Origin of the sequence: Ruminococcus sp. RTP21198st1_G1_RTP21198_201120, from assembly GCF_040924265.1 — a bacterium.
In the GTDB taxonomy this organism is placed as follows: Bacteria; Bacillota; Clostridia; order Oscillospirales; family Ruminococcaceae; genus Hominimerdicola; species Hominimerdicola aceti.
Genome location: NZ_JBCOMH010000014.1, coordinates 1 through 19,748, shown reverse-complemented (window position 1 = coordinate 19,748; position 19,748 = coordinate 1). Strand labels below are relative to the sequence as shown.

11 protein-coding genes, 1 tRNA gene and 1 other RNA gene are annotated in these 19,748 nt (G+C 45.0%); 4 read left to right on the top strand and 9 right to left on the bottom strand.

What is annotated here, in order from left to right:
* Positions 1–30: 30 nt before the first annotated feature.
* Positions 31–186 carry a hypothetical protein gene (locus tag AB5627_RS09925; RefSeq protein ID WP_022288524.1) on the bottom strand — a complete coding sequence of 52 codons (156 nt, stop codon included), beginning with the start codon at positions 184–186 and terminating at the stop codon, positions 31–33.
* Positions 187–418: 232 nt separating this feature from the next.
* Between AB5627_RS09925 and AB5627_RS09920 the strand changes: the two genes are divergently transcribed.
* The gene (locus AB5627_RS09920; RefSeq protein WP_022288525.1) at positions 419–2,773 is read left to right on the top strand and encodes an ATP-dependent Clp protease ATP-binding subunit; all 2,355 of its coding nucleotides are present in this window, start codon (positions 419–421) and stop codon (positions 2,771–2,773) included.
* A gap of 98 nt (positions 2,774–2,871) precedes the next feature.
* Complete coding sequence (locus AB5627_RS09915; RefSeq protein ID WP_022288526.1) at positions 2,872–3,741, top strand: DegV family protein; 870 nt, start codon at positions 2,872–2,874, stop codon at positions 3,739–3,741.
* A gap of 60 nt (positions 3,742–3,801) precedes the next feature.
* On the opposite strand, the gene AB5627_RS09910 is transcribed toward AB5627_RS09915, so the two are convergent.
* The 3 genes from AB5627_RS09910 to rnpB form a co-directional block, all read right to left on the bottom strand.
* Positions 3,802–5,760 (bottom strand): cellulase family glycosylhydrolase, encoded by a 1,959-nt coding sequence (locus AB5627_RS09910; RefSeq protein WP_022288527.1) that lies wholly within the window; start codon positions 5,758–5,760, stop codon positions 3,802–3,804.
* 87 nt (positions 5,761–5,847) lie between these two features.
* Positions 5,848–8,010 (bottom strand): bifunctional diguanylate cyclase/phosphodiesterase, encoded by a 2,163-nt coding sequence (locus tag AB5627_RS09905; protein ID WP_265290516.1) that lies wholly within the window; start codon positions 8,008–8,010, stop codon positions 5,848–5,850.
* 180 nt (positions 8,011–8,190) lie between these two features.
* Positions 8,191–8,537, bottom strand: an RNA gene (gene rnpB / locus AB5627_RS09900) — RNase P RNA component class A.
* Between the two features lie 154 nt (positions 8,538–8,691).
* On the opposite strand from rnpB, the gene AB5627_RS09895 reads away from it, so the two are divergent.
* Positions 8,692–9,705, top strand: coding sequence for a zinc ribbon domain-containing protein (locus AB5627_RS09895; protein ID WP_265290517.1), 1,014 nt, complete (start codon positions 8,692–8,694; stop codon positions 9,703–9,705).
* A gap of 138 nt (positions 9,706–9,843) precedes the next feature.
* Complete coding sequence (locus AB5627_RS09890) at positions 9,844–12,573, top strand: glycosyl hydrolase (protein WP_302837570.1); 2,730 nt, start codon at positions 9,844–9,846, stop codon at positions 12,571–12,573.
* A gap of 148 nt (positions 12,574–12,721) precedes the next feature.
* Here AB5627_RS09890 and ppdK read toward each other — a convergent pair whose 3' ends face one another.
* From ppdK to AB5627_RS09865, 5 genes are all read right to left on the bottom strand, one after another.
* Complete coding sequence (gene ppdK / locus AB5627_RS09885) at positions 12,722–15,352, bottom strand: pyruvate, phosphate dikinase (RefSeq protein ID WP_022288531.1); 2,631 nt, start codon at positions 15,350–15,352, stop codon at positions 12,722–12,724.
* A gap of 582 nt (positions 15,353–15,934) precedes the next feature.
* Positions 15,935–17,161, bottom strand: coding sequence for a class I SAM-dependent rRNA methyltransferase (locus AB5627_RS09880; protein WP_022288532.1), 1,227 nt, complete (start codon positions 17,159–17,161; stop codon positions 15,935–15,937).
* A gap of 256 nt (positions 17,162–17,417) precedes the next feature.
* Positions 17,418–18,086: a M23 family metallopeptidase gene (locus tag AB5627_RS09875; RefSeq protein ID WP_022288533.1), complete on the bottom strand. Its 669-nt coding sequence runs from the start codon at positions 18,084–18,086 to the stop codon at positions 17,418–17,420.
* 277 nt (positions 18,087–18,363) lie between these two features.
* Entirely contained in the window at positions 18,364–19,377 is a 1,014-nt protein-coding gene (locus tag AB5627_RS09870; protein WP_265290522.1) for a helix-turn-helix domain-containing protein, read from the bottom strand.
* 295 nt (positions 19,378–19,672) lie between these two features.
* Positions 19,673–19,748: transfer RNA gene (locus AB5627_RS09865), tRNA-Gly, on the bottom strand.

Genomic DNA, 19,748 nt, shown 5'->3' with positions numbered 1-19,748 from the left:
ATGCTCCGCCGTCTTTTATTTGCCGTCAGATCAGCATCCGCAGCCGCCGCAACCATTGTCGCAGCCACAACCACCGCAGCCGTTTCCGCAACCACCACAGCCATTTCCGCAACCGCCGCAGCCACAGCAGAATATGAGAATAAGGATAATGATCCACCAACAACCGCCAAATCCACAACCGTTCATAAATGAAATCTCCTTTTTTATTAAGATTTATAAAGCTGAAGCTTTGCTCCGTTGCTTTATATTACAGTTTATGACGCAGAGAAAAATGTGTTACAAAAAAAATCTGCAAGGAGAATTTGTCCTGTGCATAAGAATATAAAAGCGATAAAAATGCTAGAATAACAAGACGCAAAACTGTCAAGAATGTAGCTAAGACAAAGCTTTGTCTTAAACATTTTAAGGGGTGAATTTTATGAACGAACAGTTTTTTGATAACGACAGCTTTACACCAAGGGCAAGAGAGCTTGTGAAAAATGCCGTCACTCTGGCAGGAAGCTGGGGGCATACTTATATCGGCACTGAGCATATCCTGCTCTCTGCCGCCTATGAGGAGGACTCCACAGCCTGTGCAGTGCTTCTGCGCCACGAGGTCACGGCTCAAAGGATAGAGGAGCAGATAGAATACATCATAGGCAGAGGCACACCATGCCGTCTTACGAAAAATGACATCACTCCTAACGCTGCCGCTGTTTTAAAAGGCGCAAAAAGGCTGTGCGAGAGCATGGGTGGCGGTATCGCAGGAACGGAATACATTCTTGCTATGATACTCCGCCGCAGTGATTGCTGTGCCTTTGAGATATTGCAGCAGTTAGGGGTGAACTGCAACAAGATGTACAACGATTGCTCATTGTCAGGCAACGAGCCTAATATTTTTTCAGACAGAAATTATCCAAAGCTAAAGACCCTTGAACGCTACGGCAGAGAGCTTACACGCAAAAGCGAGTGCGAAAAATTCGACCCCTGCATAGGCAGAGAAGCTGAAACAGAACGTATCATGGAGATACTCTGCCGCCGCACAAAGAACAATCCCTGCCTTGTAGGTGAGGCAGGTGTGGGAAAGACCGCTGTTGTGGAGGGGCTTGCGAGAAAGATCATGCTTGGAGAAGTGCCGTCTGCGTTGTCCTCAAAGCGGATCTTCTCCCTTGATATAACTGCCCTCCTTGCAGGAGCAAAATATCGTGGGGACTTTGAGGAGCGATTGAAAAGCTGTATGGACGAAGCCGCAAAGGCTGGAAATGTGATACTTTTCATTGATGAGCTTCACAACATAATGGGTGCAGGAGCGGCAGAGGGTGCAATAGACGCTGCAAATATCCTGAAACCACAGCTTGCAAGGGGCGGTCTACAGCTCATAGGCGCAACGACTTTTGAGGAATACCGCAAAAATATTGAAAAAGACTCAGCTATGGAGCGACGCTTTCAGAAAGTGAAGATAGATGAGCCTGATCAAAGCCAGACCTGCCGTATCCTCAGCGGTCTTATAGACAAATATGAACAGCACCACAGCGTTGACATCTCCCCTGACCTTATACCATATGCAGTTAAGCTTGCCGCAAGGTATGTCACCGACAGATTTTTTCCTGACAAAGCAATTGATATCCTTGACGAAGCCTGTGCCTGTGCGGTCATAGAGCAAAGCGAAAATAATTCTGGTGAGAAAATATCAGACGCTTTCAACGATTATGTGAAAGGCAAGCTCACCCGTGACGAATATCTCACCGCCATAACAGAGTGCCGCCCAAAACGCATACCACTTGAAAAAAGGCACATTGACAGCGTTATTTCATCGCTCACAGGCATAAACTGCGCCGATATCGGACAGGACGAAGCCGCAAGGCTCACAGGGCTTGAAGATAAGCTAAGCGAAAGCATTGTGGGACAGCAGACGGCTATAAAGTCACTCTGCTCTGCCGTCCGCCGCTGTCGTGCAGGACTAAAGGGCAGCGACCGCCCCATGGGAAGCTTTATTTTCTTAGGGTCAACGGGAGTGGGCAAGAGCCAGCTTGCAAAAGATCTTGCCAAAACGCTTTTTGGCAGAGATAATGCCATTGTAAAGCTTGATATGTCAGAATACATGGAACGCCACAGCGTTTCAAAGCTCATAGGCTCGCCCCCTGGATATGTTGGCTTTGACGAGGGTGGCAGGCTCACCGAACAAATTCGCCGCAAGCCCTACTGTGTGCTTCTTCTTGACGAAATAGAAAAGGCTCACCCTGACATCTACAACCTGCTTTTGCAGATACTAGAGGACGGCTGTCTTACCGACTCCGCTGGCAGGACAGTTTCTTTCTCCAATGTCCTTATAATAATGACCTCGAATATCGGCGTGAAAAAGCTTGCCGAAACCAAGGCCGTGGGCTTTTCAAACAGCAAGTCAAATGGCGAAGCCAAGAAAAAAGCCATGCTCTCAGAGCTTAAAAGCTTTATGTCTCCCGAGCTTTTAGGCAGGATAGATGAGGTGATTGTTTTTAACGACCTTACCCTTTCCGATATGGAAAACATTACACGCCTTGAAATATCCGCTCTTGAAAAAAGGCTCTCTGAACTTGGCTGTACACTCGCCTGTCAGCCAGAGGTCTACCATTTTATCGCAAAGCAGGCACTTTCAAAAAGCGGCTCTGCACGAGAGATACGCCACATAATTACCGCCCTCATAGAAAATCGCATAAGCGATATGCTTATCTCCTCCGCCTGCCGTGACTTTTCTGTTGGCGTATCTGAAAATACCTTAACTGTCGCACAGCACCGCAGACAACTGTGTTCATAGAAATTTTACAAAGTATAGTTGAGGGATATTTTACAAAAGCCCGCCCATATGTTATAATATTTTTATATTGTTGCCCAAGCGGCAAAAGGAGGATAAAAATGTCTGACAGAAAATACAAGCTATATTCCGACTCCACCTGCGATCTGTCGGAGGATATATTAAAAAATATGGACGTGACGCTTCTGGACTTATCTTTTGAGGTAAACGGTGTTGTAAAGAGCAAGAATGACATGACGTTGCCTGAATTTTATTCCCAAATGCGAAACGGAGCAGTAACGAAAACATCGCAAATAGGTATCTCCGACTATGAACAGGCTTTTGAAAAGGAACTTGCCGCAGGCTATGACGTGCTTTATCTTGGATTTTCGTCAGGTCTTAGCGGCAGCTTCAACACTTCCTGCATTGCAAGAGATAACGTAATGGAAAAATACCCAGAAGGCAAGGTAATCTGCATAGACTCCCTCTGTGCTTCAACAGGCGAAGGTCTTTTGCTCATAAAGGCTGACGAAAAGAAAAAGCAGGGTCTTTCCATTGACGAGCTTGCCCAGTGGATCACTGACAACAGGCTTCACCTATGCCATGTTTTCACAGTTGATGACCTGAAATATCTCCACCGAGGAGGCAGAGTATCAAAGACTGCCGCCATAGCAGGCTCTATTCTTGGCATTAAACCGCTTCTCCACGTTGACAACGAGGGACATCTTATCCCAGTTGGAAAGATACGAGGCAGAAAGCAATCCATTGAAAAGCTTGTGGATATGATGTGCGAACGCATGGGAAATTGGGATAATTCCACAGTAGCCGTCTGCCATGGCGACTGCCTTTCAGACGCAGAATATGCAGCCGACCTTATGCGAAAAAAGCTTGGCAAGAAGACCACTGTGCATATCTGCTACACAGGTGCTGTTATAGGCTCACACTCAGGACCTGGAACTCTCGCTCTGTTCTTTATGGGCGACCAGCGATAAAAATACAATACAAAAGCGGACGAAGCCCGAAAACTTCGTCCGCTATTTTTATATGCGATATCAAAGACCCTTTGCCTTTTTCAAAGTTATACCATTATCTCCAAGCGGGATAGCGTGGTCAAGTCCAACGAACTTGCCTCCCTCCTGCCAAAGAACTTCCTTGACAAAATCATACTTTTCCTCGTCCCATGTAACAAAATCGTCCTTTACAAGTCCGCCCGTGTCACCTGAGTTTGCATTGAAGCACCAGAAAGTGTGATTTACATGATTGTCCTTTATTAGCTTTCTCATGTAGGTCATCCAAGTTAGGTTAGGCTCTGTCATAAAGCCACCCCACTCGCCTATAAGAAGCGGTGCGATATCCTGCTTCTGAATGTAGAACCAGTTGTCTTTCCAGCAATCTTTCATAAGGCTCTTGTATGTGTAATCCCCCTCGAACCAAGGCTGCTGATAAACTGTCGGACCATAATCGTGCGGCGAGTAAACAAGCTTATCCTGATATTTGCCAAGGTCGATAGGATAGTCCTTTACGCCCCTGAGATTTCCGCCCCACCAGTTGAAATAGTAATCATCACTGTTGGTGGAGGAATAATCCCCGTTTTTCTTGATGTTCTTAGGATATATTTCGATACCCTCGACCATTATAAGCACATTAGGATTTTTCGCAAGCACCTTGCTCGCTGCCGTTTCAGCCACATACTTCCAGTTGTTTGCGTCCTTTGAATCATTCCATATTGCCGCAGCGTCACCCTCGTTAGGCTTGCCATGAGGCTCGTTTTTCAGGTCAAATGCAACGATAGTGTCATTGTCCTTATATCTGTCGGCAAGCCACTCCAAAGCATGGTAATAGTCCTTTACAGTGACCTTGTCGGTATACCACAGATTTACAGTATGACCGCTGGCATTGGTTTCCGCTGAATGGATATCAGGCATTACTTTAAGACCGTTTTCCTCCGCAAGCTTGAGAAAATAATCAAATATCTCAAGGCTGTTCATAGAGTTCAGCTCTTCATTGTATGCGTTATTGTAGTTCGCCTTTGGATATTCACCCTCCGACCACTGGTTGATAAGCTCCGCTGACATAGGCACTCTTATAAGATTGAAACCGTGGTCTGCAATAGCCTCCACCGATGTCACAAGCTCGCTGTTCCAAAGTCCGTCAAAGGTGTTAGTGCCTGTGTTGTAGCCAAACCAGTTCACGCCCGTGAGCCAAACCTCTTTGCCGTCCTTATCAAGTATCTTGCTTCCGTCTGTGTGAAGCCAATCATCACCCTGTTTAGCCTTTGAGGTACGCTTTAGAAGCTTTTTAACGTCCTTTTCCGTGACCTTTTTATCATTATTCTGATTATTGTTGTTATTGTTATTATTCTGTGATACCTTGCCCTTTTTAACAGTACACTCCACACCGTTTAGCTTTGCAGACTTAACATTGAGCTTTGTTCCAGTTCCGATATTACAGCCGATAGAGGTCGAACCGCCCTTTGCGATCTCGCCATTGTAATCAACATTCGTGACCGTGAGTTTGTTGCCCTTGACCTTAAAGTTGCCGTTCCAGCCGTCACAGCTTTTGAGCTGGTCTATTTCAAGCTCCAGCGTCCACTCCTTGAGGGCTTCATCGGAGTTGTTCTCAATGCCTATCTCCATGCCCGTCATGACCTTGTCGCCGTCCTGCCAACTGTTGTCCCCTGAATAGGAGATGATAAAGCCCTTTTCCTTTTTATCGTCCTTGCTTTCCTGAGAGCTTTCTTCCTCATCATCAGGCTCGTCCTCGCTTTCATCAGCCACAGAGTCCTCCTCACTGGTGTCATCGGTTTCTGAAGCCACCGCAGAACCGCTCTCCGCCTTTGAAGCCGAGCTGTCCACGTCTTTTTTGCCTGATGTTGCCACCAGTATCAGTGCAATAACAAGCCCCACTATAACAGCGCCCATGCCTGCAAAAGCGATGATAAGCTTTTTGTTTATGCCCTTTTTGCCCACATTCTCCTGCAGGCTGTTTACGTCTTTTTTCTCATCACTCATAAGCTTTCCCCTTTATTTTTGATTTTTACATATTTATAAGACCGCCGAGTATTACGCCCGACGGTCGAACTTTCTTTTTTTGGCGACTTATTTTACTGACTGGAGTTTCTCGCTAAGGAACTTCTCCTCAAACTTGTCTGACGGCATAGGTCTGCCGAAATAATAGCCTTGTATAACGTCAGTTTCCAGATCTCTCAGGATATCGAACTGCACCTGTTCCTCAACGCCCTCTGCGCAAACTGCTATATGCAGGTCGTGAGAAAGATTAACTATCATTTTAACAAACACCGCAGTGTCAGGATTTTTTGCAATATCATCAATAAACGACTTGTCTATTTTAATGGTATTCAGCGGCATTTCCTTTATGCAGTTAAGCGAAGAATATCCCGTTCCGAAATCGTCCAGTGCTATCTTCACGCCCTTGTCTGTTATATGCTTCAAAAGCTCCTTCATCTTTTCCATATCATGGATAGCAAGACTTTCTGTGACCTCAAAACATATCTTATCAGGGGGTGCGCCTGTTTCGTCAAAAAGTGTGTCTATCTTGTCAAGGAAATCAGGCTCAATTATCTGACCTACAGACAGATTGATGTTCATTCTCAAATCAAGCCCTGCGTCAGCCCACTTTTTGCACTGTCTGCCTGCGATCCTTATTATGTTCTCGCCCAAGAGATTGATATAGCCAAGTCTTTCCGCCATAGGGATAAATTCGGCAGGGGAAACCTGACCGAACTCAGGTGGATTCCACCTCATAAGCGCTTCACAGCCCACAAGCTTCTTTTCAGAGCTGCTGAATATAGGCTGATAATACGCCGTGAAATGTGCAAAGCCATTTGTGATATCCTTGTGCATGAGCCTTTCAAGTTCGATCTGCCTTGAAAGTATCCTGCCGATAGTTTCGTTATAATTTATAGTGCAATTCTTGCCCTGCTTTTTCGCATATGAAATGGCAAGGTCGATCCTTTTAAGAACTGTGTTTACAGTATCGTCAAGCTTTGGGAACTTCGCAACGCCCATTGAACAAGTGCAATAGCAAGTGCTGTTAGCTATCTGCCACTCTGTGTTGAACTTATCATGTATGATCTTGCATATCTCGTCGATCTCGGTCTGATCCTGATCTCTCAGAAGCACAACGAACTCATCGCTGCCAAATCTAAAAACGCTCAGCTTTTTATTCTTCTGGGCAAAATCCTCAAAGAATTTACCTATCTCTTTAAGAAGTCGGTCACCATTATTGTGACCATAGCTGTCATTTATGTTTTTGAAATTATCAAGGTCAATGAGCATAACAGTGCTGTTCTCATCGCTTTCAATAATGCCCTGTATACTCTTATCAAGACTTAATCTGTTAGGAATACCTGTGAGATTATCGTAAAAGACCTGCTTTTCGATGACCCTCTCATAATTTATCTTTTCTGAGATATCATTAAGTGTACAAAGTCTGATAGTTCTGCCGTCATGCCATTTTATGAGTTTTTCCGACACATTGAACCATTTGTTCATGATCTCGGAATAATAATCTCCTCCAAAAAGCAGTCCTTCTTTATGAGCAGGAAGCTCACACCAAGTCTTGCTGAAAACGTCACTTTCCTTTTTGCCGACCAGTTTCCCCAAATACTGTTCAAAGCTCTTGCTGGCAAAAACTATCTCACCACTGTCCTGTGCCACTGCAAGCACATAGGAATTCATATTATCCATAACATCAGTAAGCGTGCGAGTAGTGCTTTCAGCATGTTCAGCCGCTCTCCTAGTATGGAGCATGCCAGAAAGTATGTATGTCAGACGTGAGGCTAGCTGTATCTCCTCAGGGGACCATACTCTCTCAGGATCAGAGGACAAAAGATTGAAATATGCAACATACTTATTGGTGTCCTTGACAGCACAAGTGAGTGAACAAGGATACACCACACCACGCAGGGATATTTCCTCCACATCGCCATTCGGATGAGCCTTATCCGCAACGTGGATACCAGTTTGCATAAGTGCTTTTTTCATTGCATTGTATCTATTTCTATTAAATTCTTTATCAAAAGCAAATACAGTATATTTATGTGTATCAGCGATCAATTCATAACTCAAAGGTTCTGAGTTTTCATAGCCTGAAACTGTTACCGTAGCCGCATTGACATAAAGTGCAGAGCAAATACTTTCGAGAAAATTCTTGCACACATTATCAAATCTGTCATCGCTTTCAAGTATTTTCAAAAAGCTCTCGAACTTTTCGTTATAGGTCTTAGCCGGTATTTCCATACAAACAGCCCTCCTCTGCTTATATAAATACGTCTAGCATCATTATAACATATTTTCCGTAAAATCACAAGGGGAATTATAGAAATTTATTTATAATGCACAAAACAAATAACCAAATTTATATATTATTAAAAAACAAGCCCCGTAGTTAAGCTTAAAAAAAGTTTAACTGACGGAGCAAATGTGACCGAACCGATAAGCCGAGTTTTGTCGAGTGCGATAATCTATCTGGACTGTACGTCGCCGCACAGCTCTAGCCACCTATAGCCCCAAGTCTGACGAGCAGCCATTGACTTGCAAGCTACCATTGGTGTTGCATCGGATAAGGTTTACATAGCAATGACGTCTCCGCCATTCTGGTGGGCTTTTACCCCACCTTTCCACCCTTACCAACAAAAGTTGGCGGTATATTTCTGTTGCACTGGCTCTAAGGTCACCCTCGGCTGACGTTATCAGCTATCCTGCTCTATGATGCTCGGACTTTCCTCATAAACCTAGAACGTTTACGCTATCGCATAGCTCGCTCACACTACGATTATATCACATGAATGACGAAATGTCAAATAAAAGCCTGCATAGACAGTGAGCATTCTTAAAAATCATGCAAAACGTCTCAAACATATTTACAATTTACAAAAAATGTGATAGAATTAAAATAACCAAATCAAGGGAGCGTAAAAAATGAGAATTTGTCCTCACTGTGGCAGCGAGCTTCACGATGATTCTACTTTCTGCTTTGCCTGTATGTCCATCGTCAACGAGCGTAAAGAAATACTTATAAAGGTAAATACGTCACGCAAAAGAGCCATACCTATGGTTTGTGTTGCAGTCGCTATCATAGCCGCATCGTCAGTGCTTGCCGTTGTCAGCAAGAAAAACAATGCCGTAGAAACTAAAACACCTGAGCCTGCAAAAGCTGTGACAACTTCTGCCACTGTAACGACCATACCGCAGACAACGACTGCCGCCACAACAACTGTACCTACTACCACCACCGCACCTGCACCCACAGCAGATGAGATAGACAAAATTTCAGGCGGTCTTAGGCAGGCTTCCACAGGCACAGCAGGCACCACGACCACAGCAGCCGCTTTACCCGTAGAACAAGAAGTTATTCAAGTACAGCCCGAAGAGCAAAATGACTATCAGCCAAATGAAGCACAGCAGGAGGAAAATACAGCTCCAGCCGAGCCTGAGCCGTCATATTTTTCCGAGGACGGAGCAAATGAGCTAAGCAGAATATTTGCAGACAAAATAAATAAAAAACGTGAAGGCAGAGGCTATGCACCTCTGAGGGTCTGCGGACAGCTTGACAGCCTGTTAGCATTAAGCCTCGAAACAATGACTAATGTACAAAGCGAGGGCGAGATCGATACTTGGAATGAAATAACATTAGATAAGCTAAAAAGCAACCTCAGCGACGTTGGACTTCCCTCAGACAGTGAATTTATAAGGGTAAGCTATGTAATGAACTGCTGTAAAAGCTATGATGAAGTATTTGAGTATGCCAAAAAAGTAAATTTTTCAAACGAGCTTTTCACTGATGATGAAGGCGACCTTACAGTTTATTCCCAAAGGCTGGATTACAAATATCTCGGCTGCGCAATATATGATATGTGTCGTAGCCAGCTAAAACCTAACGGTGATTATTCATCCTCTTCCGAATACGTCTGCGAAATTTGGCTGATGAAATAAGCAAAATTAAAGTTTACAAATCATCTTATAATTAGCCTTGATATATTGTTTACAATTCACAAAAATTATGCTAAAATAAATGTATGCTTTTAAGCTCTTAGCTTTATCAGTAAATAATATAACAAGGAAAAAACATCTATGAAGTTCAATATCAAAAAGGTCGCAGCCGCATTTTTAAGTGTGGCAATGCTCACCACAGGCTCGGCTCAGCTTTCTGTTTTTGCACAGCAGACGCTTAAATACGAAGCCGAAAACGGCACTTTGGGCGGTTCTGCCTATATCCAAACAGACAGCTCCGCATCAGGCTCTAGGTCAGTTAGTTTTTCAGACTCAAGCTGCACATGGTCACAGACTGTTACAGTCAGCGAAAGCGGATACTACAAAATAAAGCTTTACAGCCGCGGGGAAGGCTCGAATAAGATAAACAACCTTTCTGTAAACGGCTCAAATGCAGGCACTTTCAGCAGTGCAAACGGCTCTGCCTATAAAGAGTCCACAGTGAATGGTATTTATCTCAAAAAGGGTCAGAACACTGTCAAAATAACAATGTCGTGGGGATATTTTACTCTCGACTACATAACCATTGAAAAAATGAGCTCTTCAAATGCCTACACTGCCGCTGAAAATCTCGTTGACCCATACGCTTCACAAAGCACACAGCGCCTTTACAGCTATATGAAAGACGTTTACGGCAAAAAGGTCATAACAGGACAGTATTGCGACGGTGGTCTTAACGGCACTGAGTTCAAAGCTATAAAGTCCGCCACTGGTCAGACCCCTGCTATGTTGGGTCTTGACTTTATGCGCTATACTCCATGCCGTGTCCAGAATGGTGACACCTCCGACGCTGTCGAAAAGGCTATCGAGTTCTCACGGGCAGGTGGAATAGTAACATTCTGCTGGCATTGGAACGTCCCTGACAAATATCTTCTCTCAGGTACAGACGGCGGAAATCCACGTTGGTGGGGTGGTTTTTACACCAAAAACGTTGACCGCTCAAAGTTCTCGCTTACCAAAATAATGAACGGCTCAGACCCTAAGGGCTACAACACTCTTATGAGCGACGTTGACGAGATTGCCAAACAACTCAAACGTCTTTCTGACGCAGACGTTCCGGTACTGTTCAGACCGCTCCACGAGGCAAGCGGTGGTTGGTTCTGGTGGGGTGCAGATGGCTCGGAAGCCTACAAAAAGCTTTGGCAGGCAATATATGACAAGCTCACGAATGAATACAAGCTTGACAATATCATATGGGTATGGAATGGTCAGGCGGCAAATTGGTATCCTGGCGACGAATATGTTGACATAATCGGAGAGGATATCTACCCAGGCACAAGAGATTATTCAGCCCAAAGCTCAAAATATCTTGAAGCCACAGACTATTCACCAAACGGAAAAATAGTTGCCCTTACAGAAAACGGCTGTCTTTTCGACCTTGACAAAGCCTTTGATGCAAACACCGCATGGTCATATTTCGGCACATGGAGCGGTGAGTTTTGCATATCAAGCTCTGAGAAATATACCGAGAAAAGTATGTGGCAAAAGGTCTATAACAGCGACTATGCCGTGACACTTTCAAGTCTGCCCGACCTGAAAAGCTATCCTATCAGCAGTGACAATACACAAATAACTCTTGACTCCACGTCAAAAGAAATCACATACGGCGACAGCATTACCCTAAAAGCCAGCGTGACCTCAGACACTCCTCAGACAGTAACATGGAAAAGCTCCAACACAGCCGTTGCCACAGTAAAAGACGGTGTTGTGACCGCCACGGGCAAAGGCACAGCAAAGATAACAGCCTCCCTGCCTAACGGAAGGTCTGCCGTATGCACTGTAAAGGTCACCACAAAAAAGCTTCCAACATCAGGCTGTTCCTATGCAAGCACTGCACAGTACACAGGCAGTGCAATTATTCCGACAGTCACTGTTAAGGACGGAAGCAAAGTTCTCCGTCAGAACATCGACTATCGTGTGATAGTCACGAACAATGTTAAAATTGGTCACGCTAACATCACTATCTCAGGCATGGGCAACTACTACGGCAGTTATACCGCAGACTTTGACATTATCCCTGCCAAGCAGACCATACAAAAGCTTGAAACAAGATACAAAGGCTTCTTTGTGGATTGGGCGCAGAAAGGCTCTGCCACAGGCTATGACATTCAGTATTCCACCAGTGCAAACATGAGCGGTGCGGCTTCCAAACACCTCACTGCCAACAAGCCAGATAACCTGACAATAAGTGGTCTGACAGCCGATAAGACCTACTACGTTCGTGTGCGTTCCTACACAAACGTTGGAAGCAAGACTTATTATGGTCCATGGTCTGACATAAAAAACATAAAGACCGCAAAATATGATATCACAAAAGCTTCCGTTTCTGGCATTTCCACCAAGGCATACACAGGCAAGGCTATCACGCAGAACATTACTGTGAAATACAACGGCACTGCCCTGAAAAACGGAACTGATTACACAATTTCCTACTCAAACAACAAAAAAATCGGCAAGGCAATTGTCAAGATAACAGGCAAAGGCAAATACGGTGGCATTATCACAAAGACCTTTACCATAAACCCTGCCAAGCAGGAGATACAAAAGCTTACGTCTAAATCCAAAGCATTTTTCGTGGATTGGGCGCAGAAAGGCTCTGCAACGGGCTATGAGATACAGTATGCAACTAACTCCAAGTTTACAAACGCAAAGAAAGTCACCATAAAAAACAACAAGACCGACAAGACCACAATTTCCAAACTTAGAGGCAACAAGAAATATTACGTTCGTGTCCGTTCCTACACGGCAGTGAACGGCACAAAATATTACGGTGCATGGTCGGTTTCAAAGAGCGTGACTACAAAAAAATAAAGAAAAAGTGATTATCCATAGCAAAATAGAGGTCTGGCTCAAACGTCAGACCTCTATTATTTTTTATTTGCACACAAAAACACCCCGTATCATAAGACACGGGGTGAAATTTTTGTTATCTATTCAGATATCCTAAACTTTGCAAAAATTACTTCTTCTGTGCAATAGCAGCCTGAGCAGCAGCAAGTCTTGCAATTGGAACTCTGAATGGTGAGCAAGATACATAGTCAAGACCGATCTTGTTGCAGAACTCAACAGATGTTGGGTCGCCGCCGTGCTCACCGCAGATACCGCAGTGGAGCTTTGGATTAACTGGCTTACCAAGTTCAAGGGCCATTTCCATAAGCTTGCCTACGCCGTTCTGGTCGAGCTTAGCAAATGGATCGTTCTCATAGATCTTTGCATCATAGTAAGCATTGAGGAACTTACCAGCGTCATCTCTTGAGAAACCGAATGTCATCTGTGTAAGGTCGTTTGTACCGAAGCAGAAGAAGTCAGCTTCCTTAGCGATCTCGTCAGCTGTAAGAGCAGCTCTTGGGATCTCGATCATTGTACCAACCTCGTACTCAAGGTCAGAACCAGCAGCCTTGATCTCAGCGTCAGCAGTCTCAACAACGAACTTCTTAACATACTTAAGCTCCTTGATATCATTTACCAGTGGGATCATGATCTCAGGCTTAACTGTCCAGTCTGGGTGATTCTTCTTAACGTTGATTGCAGCCTTGATAACAGCCTTTGTCTGCATCTTAGCGATCTCAGGATATGTTACTGCAAGACGGCAGCCACGGTGACCCATCATTGGGTTGAACTCGTGGAGTGAAGCGATGATAGCCTTGATAGTCTCAACAGGCTTGTTCTGTGCCTTAGCAAGAGCCTCAATATCAGCCTCTTCTGTTGGTACGAACTCGTGAAGTGGTGGGTCAAGGAATCTGATAGTAACAGGGTTACCCTCAAGTGCCTCATAAAGAGCCTCGAAGTCAGCCTGCTGCATTGGCTCGATCTTAGCAAGAGCAGCCTCTCTCTCTTCAACTGTGTCTGAGCAGATCATCTCTCTGAATGCAGCGATTCTCTCAGGATCAAAGAACATGTGCTCTGTACGGCAAAGACCGATACCCTCAGCACCCAGCTCTCTTGCCTTCTTAGCGTCAGCAGGAGTATCTGCGTTTGTTCTAACCTTCATTGTTCTGAACTTGTCAGCCCAGCCCATAATCCTGCCGAACTCGCCAGCGATTGTAGCGTCAACAGTTGGAATGATACCATCATAAATGTTACCTGTTGAACCGTCGATTGAAATATAGTCACCCTCGTGGAACTCCTTGCCTGCGAGTGTGAACTTCTTGTTAGCCTCGTCCATAACGATATCTGAGCAGCCAGATACGCAGCATGTACCCATACCACGAGCAACAACGGCAGCGTGTGATGTCATACCGCCTCTAACTGTAAGGATACCCTGTGAAGCCTTCATACCTGTGATGTCCTCAGGTGATGTCTCAAGTCTTACGAGAACGACCTTCTCGCCTCTCTCGTTCCAAGCCTCAGCGTCATCAGCTGTGAATACGATCTTACCACAAGCAGCTCCTGGAGAAGCGCCAAGACCCTTGCCCATAGGAGTAGCAGCCTTGAGTGCCTTTGCGTCGAACTGTGGGTGAAGAAGTGTATCGAGGTTTCTTGGGTCGATCATTGCAACAGCCTCTTCCTCAGTTCTCATGCCCTCATCAACGAGGTCACAAGCGATCTTAAGAGCAGCCTGTGCAGTTCTCTTACCATTTCTTGTCTGCAGCATATAAAGCTTACCGTGCTCAACAGTGAACTCCATATCCTGCATATCTCTGTAGTGATCTTCAAGTGTCTTACAAACCTTGTTGAACTCAGCGAATGCCTCTGGGAACTTCTGCTCCATTTCAGAGATGTGCATTGGTGTACGAACACCAGCAACAACGTCCTCGCCCTGTGCGTTTGTAAGGAACTCACCGAACAGACCCTTAGCACCTGTAGCTGGGTCTCTTGTGAATGCAACACCTGTACCGCAGTCGTCACCCATGTTACCGAATGCCATGGACTGAACGTTTACTGCTGTACCCCATGAATAAGGGATATCGTTATCTCTTCTGTATACGTTAGCTCTTGGGTTATCCCATGAACGGAATACAGCCTTGATAGCGCCCATGAGCTGCTCCTTAGGATCAGTTGGGAAGTCAGAACCGATCTTAGACTTGTATTCTGCCTTGAACTGGTTAGCCAGTTCCTTAAGATCCTCAGCGTTCAGCTCAACGTCCTGCTTAACGCCCTTCTTAGCCTTCATTTCGTCGATAAGCTCTTCAAAATACTTCTTACCAACTTCCATAACTACGTCAGAATACATCTGAATGAATCTTCTGTAGCAGTCCCAAGCCCATCTTGGGTTACCAGACTGAGCAGCGATAGTCTCAACAACTTCTTCGTTAAGACCGAGGTTAAGGATTGTATCCATCATACCAGGCATTGATGCTCTAGCACCTGAACGTACAGAAACGAGGAGTGGGTTCTCCTTGTCACCGAACTTCTTGCCTGTGATCTCTTCCATCTTTACAATGTACTCGTTGATCTCTGCCATGATCTCAGGATTGATCTCACGGTTGTCCTCATAATACTGAGTACAAGCTTCCGTTGTGATCGTAAAGCCCTGAGGAACAGGGAGACCGATATTTGTCATCTCAGCAAGGTTAGCACCCTTACCGCCGAGAAGCTCTCTCATGTTGGCATTACCCTCAGAGAAAAGATAACAATACTTCTTTGCCATTGGTTTTTTACCTCCAAAAATTTTTTGAATTCCGAAGCGTGCGGACACAATTATCCCGTCGCCCACGGTTACATATATATTATAACAGATTTAAAGCCAAATTACCATAGGTTTTTCTCACTTTTATACATAAAATCTTATACAATATTTGCTCACTTTTTATGTGCAATATGACAGTTTTTAAATATCAACACATAAAAAAGCCCTGCTGAAATCAACAGGGCTGAAATGTCTATTTTGTCGGTGGAAGCAGCTGCCTCTGCAGAAAATACCTACTTATGTCCGATACCGCAGACAAACGGCAATTTATGATATGCCGTACATTTATAATGCGCTGAACGGGGTGCGCCACGCTTATCTCTAAGCCACCTATATCATACCATATCCGCAAGCATTTGTCAATAGCAAAATACAAATAAAAAGCCCTGCTGAAAAACAACAGGGCTGAAAAGTCTATTTCGTCGGCTGGAAGCCAAGATACCCAAGATACCTGTGACTTATGTCCGAACTCAGCAGACAAACTGTGATATATCAGGTCCTTCGACAGCTATATTATATCACATTACGGCTTATTTGTCAACCCTATACCACCTGGAAAAGATAAAATTTCAGATAATCCGTTTCAGGCACATTGAGAAGTATCGGGTGGTCAGGAGCTTGCTGTCTTGCTTCAATAAGCTTGAGCTGAACGCCTGCGTCCTTTGCAGCACTCATTACCATTTTCACAAACAGCCTGTTCTCCATAAAATGCGAACATGAGCAGGTGGCAAGATATCCGCCCCTTGGCAGAAGCCTCATTGCCCTGTAGTTTATCTCCTTGTATCCCCTCTCAGCGCTTCCAACTGTCTTTCTGCTCTTTGTGAAAGCGGGCGGGTCGAGGATTATCATGTCATAATCAGCCTTTTCTTCAAGAAGCTTCGGGAGCAGGTCGAAAACGTCTGCGCAAAGAAAATCCATTCTGTCAGTCAGACCGTTTCTCTCAGCATTCTCCCTGGCCGTATCAACAGCGAACTGTGAAACGTCCACTGCCGTAACGTGCCTTGCACCGCCCATTGCCGCATTAAGAGCAAACGAACCAGTGTGCGTAAAGCAGTCAAGGACCTTCTTGCCATTTGCTATCTTCGACACCGCAAGGCGGTTATATTTCTGGTCAAGGAAAAATCCAGTTTTCTGACCGTTCTCAACATCGACCTCATAGCGTATGCCATTCTCCGTTATCTCAGTGATATTTGACGGTGGCTCAGGGAGAAATTCAGCCCTATACCAGCCTTTGTACTGCTCCAGGCCCTCCAGCTTTCTGATAGAGACATCGTTACGCTCCATTATGCCCGAAACTTTAACTCCGTCCTTTTCAAGCTCTTCAACAAGAAGCCTGAATATCATATCCTTTATCATATCCATGCCGTAGGAAAGCACCTGCGAAACAAGTATATCTCCATACTTGTCGATAGTAAGCCCCGGCATGCCGTCAGCCTCACCAAAAATAAGCCTGCAAGCCGAAAAGTCGCCCCCCATAACAGTTTTTCTGTAATCTATAGCATAGCGGATACGTCTGCGGAAAAAGTTTTCCGAGAAATTTTCATTTGCGTTGTCAGATAAGATCCTTATCCTTATCTTGCTGTTAAGGCTGAGAAAACCAGTTCCAAGATAAGAGCCTTTTTCAGAGAAAACATCGCAAAGCTCGCCGTTTTTCAAGCCCTCAGGCTCGTTTCTCAGTTCGTCACAATACACCCATGGGTGACCGTTTTTCAGGGACATTTCCCCTTTTTTCGATATAGTGAACGCAGGATAGATTCTTTTGCTTTTCATTATTATACCTCACAATAATTTATACATTATCCACACAATATAAAACAGACCGTAGGGGACGACGCCCTCGGCGTCCCACCACTCCATGTTCTGTGTAAAAACATCAGCAACATTGCCTTAAAGTATAATTATAGCACAATTCTCTCTATTCTGCAATACATATGTATCGCCGCACCCGAAAATTTTCAGATGCGGCGTTATATGGGGGATTATAACATCAGCACTTTGTATTACAAAGCGCCAAAATGAAGAAAGCTTATTTGTCAGCAGGGTCAATAAACTCGATAGGATCTATCCACTGACCGTTCTTTTTCAAGCCAAAGTGCAGATGAGAAAGCTCTGCCGCTTCCGCCTGAGCAGTGTCGCCCACAGCACCTATGACCTCCCCTGCATTCACCTCGTCGCCCTCCTTGACGGACATTTCCTTTGACAGATTGTAGTAATGCCCTACAATGCCGTTTCCATGGTCGATAGTCATGCAGTTGCCCCACAGCGGGTCGTCCCATATCTTTGTAACAGTGCCCTTGTTCATCGCCTTGACAGGCTCGCCAAGGTCAGCTTTGATATCAACGCCATCATGGGTTTTCCAGTAGCCGAGAGTTTCCGACTTCACCAGCTCGCCATTAGAAAACGGCTCTAATATCTCACCGTTCACAGGCATAACATTTGGCTGCGTCTGAATGTCCACATCCGGTTTGGAGCTTTCGTCCTTTTTAACGTCCGTTTTCTTGTTATCAGCCTGCTTTGGCGCAGTGCTGTCAACGCTCGAAATAGTCAGATTGTCGGTGATATCCTCCATAGCCTTGTTATATGCAGCTATACCCGCACCGCCAAGAGCCAGCAGACACGCCGCAAGTGTAATGTAAACACCCTTCGCTCCCAGAGCCTTGCCTGCGTGTGAATTTCTGATACTGAATTTTTTCATACACACAAAACCTTTCTCCGATATGATTTCCGCAGCCACTGTTGCGCCCACGGCAGTCTTATGCTATCGGCGGCATAAGTCCTCTGGCATTATTTTTGACATATACGGGTAAAATATTCACAGCAAAATAAAAATACCGCACCAAAGTTTTCACCTAAGTGCGGTATTTCCTATTTCCGATCACATTTATGTAGGGGACGGCGCCCTCGATGCCCCGATGTCCTTGTATAGTTCCAATTATCCTTATCCGTTTTGTATATCTCTTATTCTATCATACTTATCTATCCTGCGACCTCTTTCTCGCAAACTTATACACAACTCCTGCGATACCAAGCACCGCCGCAACTCCTGCCAGACAAAGGCAGACTATAACATCATAGCGGCTGTTGTCAGCACCTTTCACCGAAAATATCTCAGACAGTTTCATGCCGTTCCACGCATTGCTCAGCACAGTCATTGCCGCTACCCATACCACAGATGCCGCAAAGCAAAGTGCACCCTTGAAAAAGCCGTTCGCCTTTAGATACCTTATAATAAGGAACACAGCCCACACCAATGTCACACAAGCCACCGTTGCAAGCATACCGTCACGAAGGTCTACCACGTCACCGTATTTCAGCGTACCAAAAACAACGCAGGCAAAAGTCAGTACCGAATCCGCCGCCATGCACACAAGACCCTTGCTGTTTCTCACATACTTTTCAAGCTGTTCACTTCTCAGCACAAAAGGCAAAAATACGATAGCCTCCCCAAGGAGCGTTCCAAGTACCGCCATAACAAACCAATCCCCGTGAGAATAAATGCACCCTGTGGCATAAAGGAGCATAAGCGAAACCGTCGCAGAACCTAATGTCCATAACGCCCTGTTTTTCTTCACAAGCACAGGCACATTGATGAAAGAAAACGTCAGCATCAGCGACGTGATAAGCACCATGAACCAACCTATACCGCCATGAGCCACATTATAAATAAAGCTCGGTATTATCGCTGCAAGATAGCCTATCCCAGTTATGATAGTGTACCCCCGAACAAAGCTTTTATAACTTCGCGCCATAAACTCAGCCTCTCTCTGCTGATTGTCCTCGCTCGCCGTGCAAAGCTCGTGCTCAGAAATGCCCAGCACCCTGCAAAGTCCCGATATCATCGTTATATCAGGATATGATACCCCTCTCTCCCACTTGCTCACTGCCGACTCAGTAACATAAAGCTCCTTAGCAAGGTCTTTTTGAGAAAGCCCCAGTTCTTTTCTTTTTGATTGAATGAATTTTCCAAGAGTAATTTTATCTTCCATAGCATATCACCTTTCAATTTGTTCGGAGTGCACTCTCTATGGTCAACATTATAGCCCACGGCTTTGAAAAAGTCAACAAAATCGAGCTGGACTGTCAGTCAAGCCGCCTATTTACGCACTTTGCAGCACTTCCGCCAACACGCAGGCATAAAAAATCGCCCTGCTAAAAAGCAAGGCGTTGTTGGAGCGGGTCAGAGGGATCGCACCTCCATCTCCTTTCAGGAAGAAAAGTATTCTGGTAATTGAAATAAACCCGCAAAAAATATGAAGTCCTTACTCATCGTAAGGACTTTTTTGGAGCGGATTACGAGGCTCGAACTCGCTACCTCCACCTTGGCAAGGTGGCGCTCTACCAGATGAGCTAAATCCGC